The sequence below is a fragment of the Ilumatobacter sp. genome (assembly GCF_030065885.1).
Taxonomy (GTDB): Bacteria; Actinomycetota; Acidimicrobiia; order Acidimicrobiales; family Ilumatobacteraceae; genus Ilumatobacter.
The window spans coordinates 73543-88615 of sequence record NZ_JASJCS010000007.1 but is presented as its reverse complement, the minus strand read 5'-3'; the positions used below and the strand labels follow the sequence as shown (position 1 = coordinate 88615).

Annotated in this window: 16 protein-coding genes; 8 read left to right on the top strand and 8 right to left on the bottom strand. The window is 69.8% G+C overall.

Going from position 1 to position 15073, the window contains the following annotated elements:
- Positions 1 to 40 precede the first annotated feature (40 nt).
- The 4 genes from QNJ12_RS02965 (at position 41) to QNJ12_RS02950 (ending at position 5005) form a co-directional block, all read left to right on the top strand.
- Entirely contained in the window at positions 41 to 2575 is a 2535-nt protein-coding gene (locus QNJ12_RS02965) for a M1 family metallopeptidase (RefSeq protein ID WP_300618581.1), read from the top strand.
- 131 nt (positions 2576 to 2706) lie between these two features.
- On the top strand, positions 2707 to 3519 hold the full coding sequence (locus tag QNJ12_RS02960) for a DUF4397 domain-containing protein (RefSeq protein ID WP_300618579.1): 813 nt from the start codon (positions 2707 to 2709) through the stop codon (positions 3517 to 3519).
- An 8-nt stretch (positions 3520 to 3527) separates the two neighbouring features.
- Entirely contained in the window at positions 3528 to 4358 is an 831-nt protein-coding gene (locus QNJ12_RS02955; protein ID WP_300618577.1) for a class F sortase, read from the top strand.
- Between the two features lie 170 nt (positions 4359 to 4528).
- Positions 4529 to 5005: a nitroreductase family deazaflavin-dependent oxidoreductase gene (locus tag QNJ12_RS02950; RefSeq protein ID WP_300618575.1), complete on the top strand. Its 477-nt coding sequence runs from the start codon at positions 4529 to 4531 to the stop codon at positions 5003 to 5005.
- A 15-nt stretch (positions 5006 to 5020) separates the two neighbouring features.
- Here QNJ12_RS02950 and QNJ12_RS02945 read toward each other — a convergent pair whose 3' ends face one another.
- Both QNJ12_RS02945 and QNJ12_RS02940 read right to left on the bottom strand, forming a co-directional pair.
- Positions 5021 to 6199: a UxaA family hydrolase gene (locus QNJ12_RS02945; RefSeq protein WP_300618573.1), complete on the bottom strand. Its 1179-nt coding sequence runs from the start codon at positions 6197 to 6199 to the stop codon at positions 5021 to 5023.
- Between the two features lie 5 nt (positions 6200 to 6204).
- Entirely contained in the window at positions 6205 to 6489 is a 285-nt protein-coding gene (locus QNJ12_RS02940) for a UxaA family hydrolase (protein WP_300618571.1), read from the bottom strand.
- 235 nt (positions 6490 to 6724) lie between these two features.
- Between QNJ12_RS02940 and QNJ12_RS02935 the strand changes: the two genes are divergently transcribed.
- Positions 6725 to 7351, top strand: a complete 627-nt coding sequence (locus tag QNJ12_RS02935) for a hypothetical protein (RefSeq protein ID WP_300618569.1) — start codon at positions 6725 to 6727, stop codon at positions 7349 to 7351.
- A 41-nt stretch (positions 7352 to 7392) separates the two neighbouring features.
- Here QNJ12_RS02935 and QNJ12_RS02930 read toward each other — a convergent pair whose 3' ends face one another.
- Positions 7393 to 7638 carry a hypothetical protein gene (locus tag QNJ12_RS02930; protein WP_300618567.1) on the bottom strand — a complete coding sequence of 82 codons (246 nt, stop codon included), beginning with the start codon at positions 7636 to 7638 and terminating at the stop codon, positions 7393 to 7395.
- A 229-nt stretch (positions 7639 to 7867) separates the two neighbouring features.
- On the opposite strand from QNJ12_RS02930, the gene QNJ12_RS02925 reads away from it, so the two are divergent.
- Positions 7868 to 9520 (top strand): carboxylesterase family protein, encoded by a 1653-nt coding sequence (locus QNJ12_RS02925; RefSeq protein WP_300618565.1) that lies wholly within the window; start codon positions 7868 to 7870, stop codon positions 9518 to 9520.
- A gap of 45 nt (positions 9521 to 9565) precedes the next feature.
- On the opposite strand, the gene QNJ12_RS02920 is transcribed toward QNJ12_RS02925, so the two are convergent.
- On the bottom strand, positions 9566 to 10375 hold the full coding sequence (locus QNJ12_RS02920) for an LLM class F420-dependent oxidoreductase (RefSeq protein WP_300618563.1): 810 nt from the start codon (positions 10373 to 10375) through the stop codon (positions 9566 to 9568).
- Positions 10376 to 10458: 83 nt separating this feature from the next.
- The gene (locus QNJ12_RS02915) at positions 10459 to 10821 is read right to left on the bottom strand and encodes a VOC family protein (protein ID WP_300618561.1); all 363 of its coding nucleotides are present in this window, start codon (positions 10819 to 10821) and stop codon (positions 10459 to 10461) included.
- A 201-nt stretch (positions 10822 to 11022) separates the two neighbouring features.
- On the opposite strand from QNJ12_RS02915, the gene QNJ12_RS02910 reads away from it, so the two are divergent.
- On the top strand, positions 11023 to 12255 hold the full coding sequence (locus tag QNJ12_RS02910; protein ID WP_300618559.1) for an HDOD domain-containing protein: 1233 nt from the start codon (positions 11023 to 11025) through the stop codon (positions 12253 to 12255).
- Positions 12256 to 12269: 14 nt separating this feature from the next.
- Here QNJ12_RS02910 and QNJ12_RS02905 read toward each other — a convergent pair whose 3' ends face one another.
- Entirely contained in the window at positions 12270 to 13139 is an 870-nt protein-coding gene (locus QNJ12_RS02905) for a hypothetical protein (protein ID WP_300618557.1), read from the bottom strand.
- A 109-nt stretch (positions 13140 to 13248) separates the two neighbouring features.
- Between QNJ12_RS02905 and QNJ12_RS02900 the strand changes: the two genes are divergently transcribed.
- Positions 13249 to 13854 (top strand): TetR/AcrR family transcriptional regulator, encoded by a 606-nt coding sequence (locus QNJ12_RS02900; RefSeq protein WP_300618555.1) that lies wholly within the window; start codon positions 13249 to 13251, stop codon positions 13852 to 13854.
- A gap of 104 nt (positions 13855 to 13958) precedes the next feature.
- Here QNJ12_RS02900 and QNJ12_RS02895 read toward each other — a convergent pair whose 3' ends face one another.
- A complete protein-coding gene (locus QNJ12_RS02895; protein ID WP_300618553.1) occupies positions 13959 to 14090 on the bottom strand; it encodes a hypothetical protein in 132 nt (43 codons plus the stop codon).
- A gap of 141 nt (positions 14091 to 14231) precedes the next feature.
- Positions 14232 to 15026, bottom strand: a complete 795-nt coding sequence (locus QNJ12_RS02890) for a DUF4386 family protein (protein WP_300618551.1) — start codon at positions 15024 to 15026, stop codon at positions 14232 to 14234.
- Positions 15027 to 15073 lie beyond the last annotated feature (47 nt).

Sequence of the window (15073 nt, the reverse complement as noted above, 5' to 3'; positions counted from 1 at the left end):
CCGCAGGCCGGCGGCCCCGAGGGCCGGTACCATCCGCCGGGTGACCAAACAGCTCGCTGGAGAACTCGACCCGCATCGGCTCCCCCGGCATGCGACGCCGAGCCGCTACGACCTGGTGCTCGAACCCGATCTCGAGGCGGCCGGGTTCGCGGGTTCGGTCGAGATCTCGCTCACGTCCGAGGCGACCGACGTGCTGGTGTTGAACGCGATCGAGCTCGGCATCGACACGTGCGCGGTCGACGGCGAGCCGGCGTCGTTCGATCTCGACGAGGCGTCCGAGCGGCTCATCGTGGCGACGCCTGGTCTCGCGGCAGGCGAGCATGTGCTGTCGTTGTCGTTCCGGGGCGTGCTCAACGACCAGCTGCGTGGTTGGTACCGGAGCACCTACCGCGACGAGGACGGCCACGAGCAGGTCATCGCCACGACCCAGATGCAGTCGACCGACTGCCGCCGCGCGTTCCCGTCGTGGGACGAGCCGGACTTCAAGGCGGTGTTCGGGGTGACGCTGGTCGTCGAACCGGGCCACCTCGCGGTCTCCAACGGCGAGGAGGTCGAGCGCACCGAACGCCCCGACGGCAAGGTCGCCGTGCGGTTCGCCGACACGATGCCGATGAGCTCGTACCTGGTGGCGTTCGTGGTCGGGCCGCTCGAGGCGACCGACTGGCTCGACGTCGACGGCGTGCCGATCCGCGTCGTGCACGTGCCCGGCAAGGGCGACCTGACCGAGTTCGGGCTCGAGGTGGCTGCGTTCTGCCTGCGCTGGTTCCAGGACTACTACGCGATCCCCTACCCGAGCGACAAGGTCGACCTGATCGCGCTGCCCGACTTCGCGGCCGGCGCGATGGAGAACCTGGGCTGCATCACCTTCCGCGAGAACCTCCTGCTGGTCCACCCCACGAACGCGACCCAGAACGAACGCCAGCTGGTCGCCGACGTCGTCGCACACGAGCTCGCCCACATGTGGTTCGGCGACCTCGTCACGATGGGGTGGTGGAACGGCATCTGGCTGAACGAGGCGTTCGCGACGTTCATGGAGGTCGCGGCCTGCGACGCGTTCCGGCCCGAGTGGGACCGCTGGACCACGTTCGGTCTCGAGCGCAGTGTGGCGTTCGAGACCGACTCGCTCGCCGCGACCCGCCCGGTCGAGTACGAGGTGAAGTCGCCGGCCGATTGTGAGGGCATGTTCGACGTGCTGACGTACCAGAAGGGCGGCGCACTCCTGCGCATGCTCGAGCAGTACCTCGGCGAGGACGTCTTCCGCGAAGGCGTCGGCCACTACCTGCGCACCCACTCGTACAAGAACACCGAGACCAACGACCTGTGGGACGCGATCGAGTTCACCTCGGGCCAGCCGGTCCGCCGGATCATGGACTCCTGGATCTGGCAGCCGGGCTACCCGCTCGTGTCGGCGTCGGTCGACGGCAGCGATCTGGTGCTGTCGCAACGCCGCTTCTCGTTCGATCAGGAGGAGGCGTCGACGGCGCTGTGGGCGGTGCCGCTGCGCGTTCGGCAGGGCGACCACGTCGAGTCGGTGCTGCTCGACGGCGACGAGGCGCGCCTGCCGCTCCGCGACGGGCCGGTCGTCGTCAACGCCGGCGGCCACGGCTTCGTGCGCGTGGCGTACTCGGACGAGCTCCGCGACCTGCTGACCGCCGAGGTCGTCGCCGGCCTGACGACGCTCGAGCGGTACAACCTCGTCGACGACGCGTGGAATGCGGTCGTCGCCGGCTCGCTCGACGCCACCGGCTTCGTCGAGCTCGTCGGGCGCTTCGGCGCCGAACGCCACTACGGCGTGTGGCAGGCCCTCGCGATCGGGCTGCGCGGGGTCCGGCGACTGCTCGACGAGAACGAGGCAGCGGTCGCAGGCTTCCGCCGGCGCGTGCTCGAGCTCGCCCAGCCGGCCTTCGAGGCACTCGGCGAGCCCGTCGACGGCGAGCCCGACCTGACCGGGAAGCTGCGCGGCCTGCTGCTCGCGGTCATCGCGATCCAGGGCGGTGACGAGACGGCGCAGCAGCGGGCGCGGGCGTACTACGACGCATGGGAAGCGGACCCCGATTCGGTCGACGCCGAGCTGGTGGCCGCAGCCACCGCCGTCGTCGCGGCGATCGGCGACGAGGCCGACTACGAACGGATGCTCGAACGGTCGCGGAGCGGCGCAACGCCCCAAGAGCAGCTCCGCCACCTGTACGTCCTGGCCGAGTACGACGACGCGACGCTGATGGAACGCACGTGCGAGCTCGCGATGAGCGACGAGGTGAAGACGCAGAACGCGCCGTTCCTGCTGCGCGCTTGCATCGGCAATCGTCGCCACGGCGAGCAGGCCTGGCAGTTCGTCCGCCGGCACTGGGCGGACGCCAACGAGGCGTTCCCGCGCAACACGATCGCGCGCATGATCGAGACGATCAAGCTGCTCGACCGGCCCGAACAGGTGGTCGACGTGCAGGGCTTCTTCGCCGAGCACCCGATCGAGCAGGCCACCAAGACGCTCGAGCAGCTGCTCGAGCGGCAGCGGGTCAACGCCGGCGTGCGCGAGCGCAACGCGGCGCCGCTGCAGGAGGCGCTCGCCGCCGACTGAGGCCTGACCGGACATGAGCGAGAGAAACTTCGTCCTCGCTGCATCCAGATCCGGCGGTCGGTCCGTAGCAGCGGGTGAGTCTGGGGACGGTCGTGCCCGGGCGACCTCAAACCGAAAGGCAGACACTTCCCATGAAGCGAATTCTCGCAGGCATCGCAGCGCTCGCTGCGGTTGCCATCGCTCCCGGCGTGGCCAACGCACAAGATGGCGTCGCGGTCACGCTCCTCCACGGCATCCCCGGTGCGACCGTCGACGTCGCGGTCGACGGCGACGTCGTCGTCCCCGGGTTCGAGCCCGGTGACACCGCGGACCTCACGGCGTTCGCCGGTCAGACGCTCGTCAACCTCGAGGTCCGCGCCGCCGGCACCGAAGACGTGGTGATCGGCCCCGTCGCCGAGTTCGCCGTGCCCGACGCGGGCAACTGGACCGTCATCGCACACCTCGACGCCGACGGCAACCCGACGGTGACGCCGTTCGAGAACAACGAGGCCGACGCCGGTGACGGCAACGGACGCCTGACGGTTCGCCACACCGCCGCAGCGCCTGCGGTCGACGTGGTGCTCGGTGACGCCCGCCCGATCGAGGGCGCCGCCAACGGCGACAGCGCCGAGCTCGACGTGCCGGCCGGCGAGATCGCCGGTGCGCAGATCGCCCCGGCCGGCGGCGACCCGATCGCCGACGTCCCGACGGTGAACGTGTCGGCCGGTGTGAACCTGATCGTCTACGCCGTCGGCTCGCTCGACGACGGTTCGTTCACCTTCCTGACCCAGACGGTCGAGCTCGAGTCGGCCGGTGACGGCGATGCGACGCCCGCTCCGACCGCGGTCGACACCGGTGAGCCGGTGGGTGACTCGGTGAATGCCGCGCTGCTGGCTGCAGCGGCGGGCATGATGGTGCTGGCCGGTGGTGCGTTCGTGCTCCGCCGCCGCACCGTCGAGAGCTGAACCCACCCGTGACGAGCAACGCCCGACCCCACCGCCGTGCAACGGCCGCGGGTCGGGCGTTGCTCGCGCTCGGCGTCGGGGCGGCCGTGCTGGGCGCGGGCCTCGGCGTCTACGCAGTTGCCGGCGGTGACGACGACTCGGCCGTCCTGGTGGTCGAGGACGCCGTCGCCCTGGCGCCCCCGTCGACGATCGCCCCGCTGGTGACGTCGTCGGCCGAGTCGGATGAGTCGGACGGGTCGGACGAGCGGTCGGCGCCGGCTGCGCCGGCCGAGTCCCTGGACACGAACCCGACCACCCCCGCCACCGATCCGACCACCACGACGTCGACCGTGCCGCTCTCGCCGCTCGCCGCGCTCGTCGGCGAGCGCGGCACGGCGATCCCCGAGGACATCGAACCGCGCGTTCGCCCGAACGGGTTGGTCATCGACGAGCTCGGCCTCGACGGCGCGGTCCGCGACGTCGGGCTCCGCGACGACGGGGCGCTGGAAGTGCCCGGCGCCACCGAGATCGGTTGGTATCGCTACGGTGCCGCACCGGGCCACGAGGGCGCCACCGTGCTGGCGGCCCACGTCACCTGGAACGGCGATCTCGGTCCGTTCCTCAAGCTCGGCGAGCTCGAGCCCGGCGCCCGCGTCGACGTGGCGCTCGAGGACGGCACCACTCGCACGTACGAGGTCACCGAGCGCACGATGTACGACAAGGACGCACTCCCCCGTGAGCGGATCTGGCGCAACACGGGCCCCGAGACGCTGGTGCTGATCACCTGCGGCGGCGACTTCAATCCCGACATCCGCCGCTACCGCCAGAACATCGTCGTCTACGCCGTCCCCGTCGCATAGTCACGGGTTGTGCAAGGGAGCCCAGCCGAGAGGCGGGGCGACCCAACCGTTGCCGTGCACGGAGTCGCCTGCGAAGCAAGGCGACGAGCAAGCCGTTCGCCGCGCAAGGCGTACCTCTCCGCTGAAGCCCCAGGCACAACTCGTAACGATGCGGCTCTAGAGTCCCTTGCATGCCGTCGTTCACCGGCCGGATCGCCAACTTCCTGAGTACCCGCATGGGAGGGTTGGCGAAGGCGTCGGCCCGTCAACACGTTGCGCGCTACCGCAAGAGCGACGGCAAGCGGTTCCCGAAGTTCCTCGGCAAGCCGGTGTTCCTGCTCGACGTCGTCGGACGGACCAGCGGCGAGCCGCGACCGGTGATGCTGATGCTGGTGCGCCGCGGCGACGACCTCCTCGTCTGCGGCTCCAACGGCGGCAACCCCCAGACGCCGAACTGGTATCGCAACCTGATGGCGGCCGAGCGCACCCAGGTGCAGGTCGGCGCCGACCGGTGGTGGGTCGCGGCGCGGGAGCTGCCGGAGGGCGACGAGCGAGACGAGTGCTGGAGCCTCCTGACCGCGGGCTACCCCGACTTCGCCAGCTACCAAGAGCTCACCGACCGCCGCCTCCCGGTCGCAGTACTGGAACGTGTTACAGAAGGTGTCTGACACCCTCTGTAACGGTTAGGCGCTCTGGTAGAGCTTGGTGAAGATGAACTCGCGGTGGCCGAGCGTCTCGGCGCACGTCATGCGGCCGTTGGCGGTGCGCACGACCACGTCGATCAGGTTGTCGCCGGCCTCGTCGAGGGTCAGCTCGCCGCGCAGCAGGCCGGACACGTCGACGTCGATGTGATCGGCCATCAGCCGCGCGGTTCGGGGATTGGCGGTGACCTTGACGACCGGCATGATCGGGTGACCGATGATGTTGCCCTGGCCGGTGGTGAAGATGTGGAGCGCGAAGCCGGCGGCGGCCTGCAGCGTGTTGCACTCGGCAGCCGCTGACGACGTGTCCATGAAGTACAGCCCGGGGCCCTTGGTCGGCGGCTGGGCGGGCGTGAGCACGTCGATGAACTGCGACGTCTTGCCGATCTTCTGGAGGTTGCCGAACGCCTTCTCCTCGATCGTGGTGAGGCCGCCGGCGATGTTGCCGGCGGTCGGCTGGCTCTCGGACAGGTCGCTCGTCTTGTGACGGTTGATCATGTCGTTGTACGCGTTCCACGTCTCGAGGAACTTCTCGCGCACCTCGGGCGTGGCCGCGCGCTCGGCGCACACCATCTCGGCGCCGGTCAGCTCGGACGTCTCGCCGAAGCACAGGTAGTTGCCCTGCGGTTCGAGCTTGTCCATCAGGTTGCCGACCGTGGGGTTGCTGGCGAGGCCGGAGGTCGTGTCTGACTCGCCACACTTGGCGGCGATCCACAGTGCGCTGAGCGGCACCTCCTCGCGTTGCAGCTCGGTGGCGTACTGCACGAACTCCTGCGCCTTGCGGCCGGCGACGGCCGCGATCTCGAGATCGCCGTGCTCCTCGATCGAGAAGCCGGCCACCGGCTTGCCGGTCTTGGCGATGCCGTCGACGACGCGCTGGGTCCACTTCGGTTCGATGCCGATCACGATCGCCGCAGCGACGTTGGGATTGGCGCCGGTACCGATCAGCGTGTCGAACGTCAGCTCGAGGTCGGGGCCGAACTGGAGGCGGCCGTACGCGTGCGGGAGCGCGAGCGTGCCCTCGACGTTGGCGGCGACCTTCTCGGCGCAGGCGTTCGAGATGTCATCCACCGGGAGGACGATGACGTGGTTGCGGATGCCGACCCGCCCGTCGTCGCGGCGGAAGGCGTGGATGGTCCTGGCGCTGGTTCCGTCGGTCATCGTGCTCACCACCGCTTGGTCTTGGCGTTGTGGACGTGGACGTGGCCGCCGATCGGACAGCTGGCGATCATCCGCCCGATGTCGTGGCCGTACTTGACGAGGGTGTCGCCGTCGGTGAGGTTCACCATGGCGATCTTGTGCCCGAGCGGGATCGGTTCCTTCGACACCACCGACGCCGACTCGTTCGTGTCCATGATCCAGACGGCCAACTCCTGGTCCGCCTCGATCCCCTCGACCACGGCCACGCCGACCGAATCGGTCGGGTCGTGGATGACGATGTCCGGTTTCATCTGCGCTCACACCTCCGCTGCTCGGGCGCTGCTGTGACGTTGGCGAGTGGGCGGAACCCACCTTCGCCATCGTGCGCAGAACGGCAGCCCGGGCCGCTAGAGGCGGAGTCCCTTGTTCGACCGGACACGCGCGATGTACGTCGCGTGCACCCCTCCGGCCGGAGGCTCGCCGCACAGAGCCTCCGGGCGCTCGATCCGGCCGGCGACCCGGGGCAACCTGCCATAGTCTCGACCCATGGCTCTCTTCCATCGTGCGACCCTGACGCCGACCAAGGCCGAGCTCATCGCCGAATGGGCGCCGACCCAGCCGTGGGGTCCGCCGGCCGACGCCCCCCTGGAGGTCATCGGCGCCTTCCGCTTCGACGACCCCGAGGGGCGGGTCGGCATGGAGACCCACGTCGTCAGCGCGGGCGGAATGCTGCTCCAGGTGCCGCTGACCTACCGGGAGGCACCGGTCGAGGGGGCCGACGCCTCCCTCGTCGGCCAGACCGAGCACTCAGCGCTCGGCACGCGCTGGGTGTACGACGGGCTGGCGGACCCGCAGTTCGTCGTGATGCTCGCCGCCGTCGCCATGACCGGGCAGGGCGAGGCGATCGGCATGGTCGAGGTCGACGGTCGCTGGCTCGTCGCGCCGGCCGGCGTGCGCATCCAGGGTGGGGGTTGGACGCAGGAACGAGTCGCGGTCGACGGCTTCGAAGCACAACCCGCCAGCGACCCGACGGAGATCGTGTTCCACAACGACCGGTTCGAGATGACCGTGTTCCGGCGCCTCGTCCCCGGACCGCGCCCCGCCATCGGCCTCACGGCCACATGGGAGGGGCACACCGACCCGGTCGTGCTCGCCGACGTCCGCGAGCGCTGAGGCCGATGAGTCGTCGACGCCCGACCCGAACGTGAGGTGCGTCAGGCCCGCACGCGGGCGGCTGTGTCGACATCCCGGCGTCGCACCATCACTCGATACTGGCTCGTGCTGTCGGTGACGTAGCTGAAGGCCTCGTCGCCGATCGCGTCGATGCCGGCCTGCTGCAGGCGGGCGACGAGCATCGGACCCTCGGTGATGCGCACGACGGCGAACTCGACGAACTCGTCCGGGTCGGCGTCCTCGGCCCCGCCGCCGAGCACTCGTTCGATCCAGGTCCGCACGCTCATCACCGATCGCCCGCACCAGCTTCCCACACCCCGGCCGGCATGGAGTGGGTCGTGAGGCCGAGCAACGACGGTTCGGATTCGAAGAAGGCCGGGATCGGCGGGCATCCCAGGATCCGAGGCGCCTCGGCGAGCGGCGACGGGATCGTGCCCTGGCACGGACCCAGCCAGCGGGCCGACGGTACGCTCGCGGCCGGGTGACGAGCGCCCAGTCACAGATCGGGAGGGCACGATGGTCGGACGACCCGCACCGAAAGTCGAGATCGACCAGGGGCGCCTGGCCGGCCGGTGGGCGGCGAAGGGAGAGGTCGCGGTGTTCCGCGGCGTCCCGTACGCCGCCCCGCCGGTCGGTGACCTGCGATGGCGGCCGCCGCAACTCGCCGCACCCTGGAGCGGCGTCCGCGCAGCGACCAAGGCCGGCCCGTCCGCGATCCAGCACGAGGTCGGGCTCGAGAAGTTCCTGCACGCGCTCCTCAGCAGGCACGGCTGGAGCGCCGCCCGAACCCGGTCGATCGAGGCGCTCGTCAAGCGGGCGCCGAAGCCGCCTCAGAGCGAGGACTGCCTTCATCTCACCGTGCGCACACCTTCCCCCGACCCCGCCGCCAGGCTGCCGGTGATGGTGTGGATCCACGGCGGCGACCACCAGGACGGCAGCAGCACCGAGATCCTCTTCGAGTCGAACGCCCTCGCCCGCCATGGCGTCGTCACCGTCGCGGTCAACTACCGGCTCGGCGTGATGGGCTACTTCGCCCACCCCGAGCTCGTCGACGAGTCCGAGCACGGCGTCGCCGGCAACTACGGCACGCTCGACCAGATCGCGGCGCTCGAGTGGGTGCGCGACAACATCGCCGCCTTCGGCGGTGACCCCGGCAACGTCACGATCTTCGGTGAGTCGGCCGGCGGCGAGTCGGTCATGCACATGATGACGTCGCCGCTCGCCCGCGGGCTCTTCCACCGCGCGATCCCGCAGAGCCCGGCCAACAGCGGCCAGATGATCCACCTCGACCGGCCGTTCCTCGCCTGGGAGAGCGCCCTCGACCAAGGCCTCCGCTTCGCCGACGCCCTCGGTGCCACCGGCCGCGATCAGCTCCCCCGCCTGCGCGCACTGACGCCCGACCGGCTCTACGCACTCGCCCGGGCGAGCCTCAAGCTGGGCTACCAGTACCCGGTGATCGACGGGCACGTCCTGCCCGAGTCGCCGTTCGCAGCGTTCGCCGGCGGGCGTCAGGCCCCGGTCCCGCTGATGATCGGCTCGACCGCCGAGGAAGGGTCGATCATCCAGTCGCTGTTCGACGCCCCGATGGCCGAGTACCGCTTCCGGCCGATCCCCGACGACCGTCTCCAGCCCGAGATCGCCGCCGACTTCGGCGACGACGTCGACGGCCTCCTCGCCCACTACCCCGGCCTCGACCGGCGCGACCCGATCGCCGAGGAGGCCTTCGCCGGCGACACCCTGTTCGGCGGCCCGGTGTACCACTACGTGCGGCACCACCGGCGGGCCGGCCACCCCGCCTTCCTCTACCTGTTCGCCCGCACGCCGCCCTCGCCGACGCAGACCGTCGGCGCCTACCACGCCGCGGAGCTGGCGTTCGTCCACGGCAGCCGCGTCGCGCCCGTCCTCCCGATGACCGCCGACGACCGTGCGCTGTCGGCCGAGATGATGCGGTACTGGACCGACTTCGCGAGATCCGGCGACCCCAACGGCGGTGCGCCGACCGCGGACCATCCCGAGTGGCGACCCTTCGACGATTCCGACCCGACGTGGATGCGCTTCGACCACGAGATCGCCGTGGTGCCGGTCGACCGGTGCGACCGCTACGACATCTTCACCGCCCGCCTCGCCCGTCTCGTCGACCAGATGTCGTCAACGGCTTCGAACGCGTGAGGCTGTTGCGCCAATCGTGCGCAGGAACCTCACGCGATCGCCCGCTCAGCGAGCGTTGACGTCGTCGCGCCAGGCGAGCCAGTCCTCGAGACCCGCGTACGAGTAGTCGGGTCCGTTCGTCCCGAACGTGAACTGGGTGAACCCCAGCGACAGGTACTCGTCGGCGTGCTCGGCGAGCACCCGCGGTGCGTCGCCGGGCTGGAGCCCGATGCCGGCCTCGATCTCCGCAGGGTCCCGGCCGTACTCGGCGCACCAGTTCCGCAGGGTGTCGACCGAGCCGCTGACGTCGCCGGGTGACCCGGGGAACAAGGCATGCCAGATCTGCGCATGCTCGGCGACGAAGCGGAGCGTCTTCCTCGGGCCGACACCGCCGATCAGGATCGGGATGTCGCGGCTGGGTGCCGGATTGAGCTTCGACCACCGGTCCTTGATCACCGGCAGGTTCTCCCCGAGCCGGTCGAGGCGGCTCCCGACCGTCCCGAACTCGTAGCCGTACTCGTCGTAGTCGCGCTCGAACCATCCGGATCCCATGCCGAGGATCAGCCGGCCGCCGCTGATGTGGTCGATCGAGCGAGCCATGTCGGCGAGCAGGTTCGGGTTGCGGTACGAGTTGCACGTGACGAGACAGCCGATCTCGATCCGCGACGTCTGTTCCGCCCACGCCGCCAACATCGTCCAGGCCTCGAAGTGCTTGCCGTCGGCGTCGCCGTACAGGGGGAAGAAGTGGTCCCAGTTGTAGACGACGTCGGCGCCCAGGTCCTCGGCCCGGGCGACGGCATCACGGATGGCGGCGTAGTCGGCGTGCTGGGGATGCAGTTGGACGCCGATGCGGACGGGACGGTGCGGTGCGGACATGCCAGCGACCGTACGACTTCGACCACGGTTGACGTCAAGCCGTGCGTGTCGGTCGAGGGTTCCTGCGACGAGCGGCGGGCGGGCTACGAGGACGCTTGCCGAGCCCTCAGCACGCAGAACTCGTTGCCTTCGGGGTCGGCCAAGACGATCCACGTCACGTCGCCCTGTCCCACGTCGACGCGTGAGGCCCCGAGCGCGAGGAGTCGGTGCACCTCCGCGTCCTGGTCCCCTGGTCGGAAGTCCAGGTGGAGTCGGTTCTTCTCCGTCGGCTTCCTCGCGTCGACCGGTTCGAAGAGGATCCCGGGCAACCGGTCGGGCGTCGCCCGGATCTCGAACTCGTGAGCGTCGTCGCTCACGATCACCCAGCCGAGCGCGTCGGCCCACCACCGGCCGAGCGCCACAGGATCGCGAGCATCGATCACGACCTGCTCCAACTCCAGGGCCATTCGAGCATGCTACGAGCGACCCGCGCCTGCGGGCCTGCGGCGACGACGTCCGGACCGTTGGAAGGTGTGCGTCGGTGCCAGGGTCGCACGCATCGAGGAGGAATGGGCGACCGTGCCGAGCATCTGGAAACCCGAACGTGTGCAGGTCGGCCACGTGGTCGGAGATCTGCCCGACGCGGGCCGAGCCCTGACGGAGGGTCGATGAGTTCGGTGAAGTCCGGGGCGTTCCAGGCCGTGGTCGACGATCCCGGCGTGGACGAGACAGCTGCCAACGGTACGGCAACGGTCGTGTTCGTCGGCAGCGACCCCGCAGTCGTCGAGCCGATGCGTGCCGCCATGACCCGTCGGCAGGACGTGTGGGACGTGCACGTCGTCGAGACCGGACAGGCGGCGCTCGCGCTGTTCGACGAACTCCCGCGCGTCGACGTCGTGGCCACGCACGTGGACGTGTCCGCGCTCCCGGTGGCCGATCTCCTCGACGAGGTGCGTCGGATCTCCCCGCACACCGCTCGGGTCGTCCTGTCGGGCCGATCCGATCGTGGTGTGGTGCTCGGTCTGATCGGCGTCGCCCATCAGTTCGTGTCGGTGCCCGTGGACATCGAGGTCCTCGTCGATCTGATCGACCACGTCCGGAGCGCGGCCAGCACCACCCTGCGCGATCCGGTCAGGACGTTGGTCGGACGAGTCGATCACCTGCCGAGTCCACCGGCGATGTTCGTGCGGCTCGGCGAGATGATCCTGGCGGAGGATTGCTCCGCCGACCTCCTCGCCAACGAGATCGCTCAGGACGTGGCGCTGACCGGCGAGGTCCTGCGGCTCGTCAACTCCTCGCTGTACGGGATGGCCGAACGGGTCACGTCGGTGAGCCGAGCGATCACCTTGGTGGGCCTCGACCTGATTCGCTTCGTCGTGCTCGGCAACCGGCTGTTCCAGCCCGACGAAGACGTCGACACGTGGGTCGATCTGGACCGACTCGCCGGCCGGTCGAGAGCGGTGGCGCTCGGCGCGCGTGCGCTGGCGATCCGCGATCGCGCCTCGTCGGAGACCTCGGCCGTGGCGTACCTCACCGGCGTGGTGTCGGAGATCGGTCTGCTCGTCCTGGGCCGCGTCCCCGACATCGCCCCGAGCATCGCCCAACCAGTCAACGTCTCGACCTACCTCGGTGCCGAGCGAGCGATCTTCGGCGGTGACCGGTTCGAGGTCGGCGCCCACCTGCTCACGCTGTGGGGCTTCGAACAACCCGTCGTCGATGCGGTTCGACAGCTCTCCAGCGATGAGACCCCACGAGCCGGGGGGCTCCCGTGGTACGTCGCTGCGTCACGGCGACTCGTCGTGGAACAGGGGTTCGACCCCCACGACCTGGCGAGCCGCGCCGGCTCCAGGCACGATCTCGACGATGCGATCGACGAGCTCCGCCACGACGCCGACCGCTGACGGTCGGTCTCGGGCTATGCGGTCGTTCCCTCGCTCATCGTGCCACCGGCCCGCGTGTGGTTGCTCCCGAGGCTGGAGTACGTGGCCGGCAGGTGCATGAACTTCGAGTAGGTCCGGATCGTCCACGAGACCGGCCCCCGGAAGAAGTACACCTCGGGCGATGCGATCCGGTCGATGTCCTTCTTGTACTTGTCGGCCGTGCCCTTCGTGAGGTGGAACTTCAGCTCGCTCGTGTCCTCGAACGTCTCGTGGATGATCAGCGCGTCCTCGCCCGCCACCCGGTAGGCCTCGAACCGCACCATCCCCTCTTCCATCGAGTGGGCATCGGTGGCGACTTGCTGCCACCAGTGCTCGAGCTCGTCCAGCCGCGAGCCGTCGTCGGGCGTGCAGGTCCACTTCGCGGTCACCTGGATCGCCGTCTCGGGATCGGGTCGCCGGTAGTCGTGCTTCACGAACCCGTAGATCAGCTCGCCCAACGCGACCGGCACACCCTTCGCGGAGATTGCCTCCCGCGCCGCCGCCGGCACCTCGACGCCCCGCACGAGATGCAGCTCCGGCTTCGCCACCTTCGTGAGGGCGCCCATGTGGGCGGTCGCCGTCGTCGCGAAGTAGTGCACCATCGCATCGGCGTCGCGGAACACGTGGTGCACGAGCACGGCGTCCTCGCCGACCGCATGGTTGATCTCGGTCGCCAGCACACCCTCGTCGGCGCGGGCGCCGGCGTGGATGTCCTCCCACTCCTGGAGCATCTCCTTCGTCTCGTCCGACTTCCGGAACCGCCCTCCGGGCTTCGTCGGCACCCACTTGCCCGTCACGCTGATCTCGGTGCCGATCCGTGACGGCTCGGTGAGGAACGGGGCGAGTGGTTCGCGGGTCTGGGTCATCGGTCGGCCTCCTCCGTGCGTTCGTGACGCTCATTAGAACCGAACGGTTCCAAAGTGTCAAGAGATTTGTTACCATGAGGTTCGATAATCCCTGCGCCCTGATGAAGACATGAGCGACGCACCCGCCCGACCCCGCGGTCGACCCCGCACCTTCGACGAGGAAACCGCGCTCGACGAGCTGACCGCGCTCTTCTGGCGCAAGGGCTACTCGCAGACCTCAGTCGCTGACCTCGTCGAGTCGAGCGGCGTGCACAAGCCCAGCCTGTACCGGATCTTCGGCTCCAAGGAGGAGCTGTTCGCGACGGTCCTCCGCCGCTACATGAACACCCGGATCGAGATGTTCGGGCAGCTCGTCGACGGCGTCGGCCCCGGCATCGAGGGCATCCACACGTTCCTCTCGTTGCTCCGCGACGACGTCGTGTCCGGCACCAGCCGCCACGGCTGCCTGCTCGTCGCCTCCTCCACCGAGCTCGGCGGCACGACCCCCGGCTTCGAGGACTTCGGTCCCGCGTACCGCGACGCGGTTCGACGCTTCACGCGGCGCCTCGTCGAGCGTGCCGGAGGCAGCGAGGAGCTCATCGCCCAGCGCACCGAGCTCCTGGTCACCTGGATGCTGGGGCTCGACGTCACCACCCGGGGCGCCGGCGACGAAGCCGAGATCGACCGCATCGTCGACGCCATGCACGCCACCGTCGACACCTGGTCCACCGACTGACGACCGGTCGTCTCCGGCAGGTCAGCGGGTCAGTGCCGCAGGAAGTCCCTCACACCCGTCGCGAGCAGGGCCACGCCGCCGAACGTCAGGAAGATCAGGAGCAGTCAACCGGGATCGGTGAAGCTCTCGATGTCGACGACCTCGGCCTTGACCAGCCACGACACCACACACGACGCGGTGAGCGCGGTCCCGGCGATCGCCACGGCGGCCGCTCCGACACGCCTCCACGCCCGCACGCCCGCTCCGTCCGCCATCACCCATGGCGTCTCCGTCTCGATCCACCTCCATCGTCCGCCCGTCTCGGCGGGAGGGCCCGGTCGCCCGCCGGCGGGCGAGCGGCCATCGCTCGGCCCCGTCGGACCACGGCGTCCGTGTCGTCAACCGACCGGGGTCGGCTCGTCGCTGGCGACTTGGACGCGCTCCTGGTCGCCGAGCCTGAACGTCCACCAGCCCGTGACGAGATGGAACAGCACGATCGCGAACACGCTGGCGGCGGAGACGTCCGATCCGGGAACGACGATCTCGATCGCCGCTCCGAGGGTGCCCACCGCGCCGACCACGAGGGCGAACGTGGCGACGCCGGAGCCGAACGCCGGTGCTCGCCACATCGCGACGCCGAGCAGGACGATTCCGATCGGGACGAGCAGCAGGCCCGTCGCCAGCATCGTGTCGAACACGCTCTGGGCGCCGTGCCAGGCGTACTCGATCGCCGGCAGGTCCTCGGCGGGCGTGTCCGGATCGGTGTACAGGTCCGACAGCGGCGACGTCGACATGTGCAGCACCGAGCTGGCCGCCAGGATCACGAACCCGAACGCAGCCGTGACCGTGCCGAACAGGGCGGCGGCCTGGTGGGTCGCCCTGAGTACGCGATGCAGGACGAACACGTGGAGGGCGAACGCCACCAGCGCGCCGAGGTAGAAGAAGTGCTCGGCGATGCGGCCCGACTCGATGTCGGCGAAGTCGGTGAGCGTCTCGGAGTCGGACGCGTCCGGCAGCCCGAGCGCGACCACGACGACGATCGCGCCGATCATGCTGACCACACCTGCCAGTCCCGAGACCCCGCCCCACCGGAGCAACTCGCGGTCCGCGACCCACTCCGATCGCGACGGCTCCGCGCGCTGTCTCGGACCTGCCTGCGTCTGACGCGCCTCGGGCGGGGTTGAGATGGCCATGACTGCCTCCTTCACGGCACGGGGGCCACGGTCGAGTCCCCGGCCGG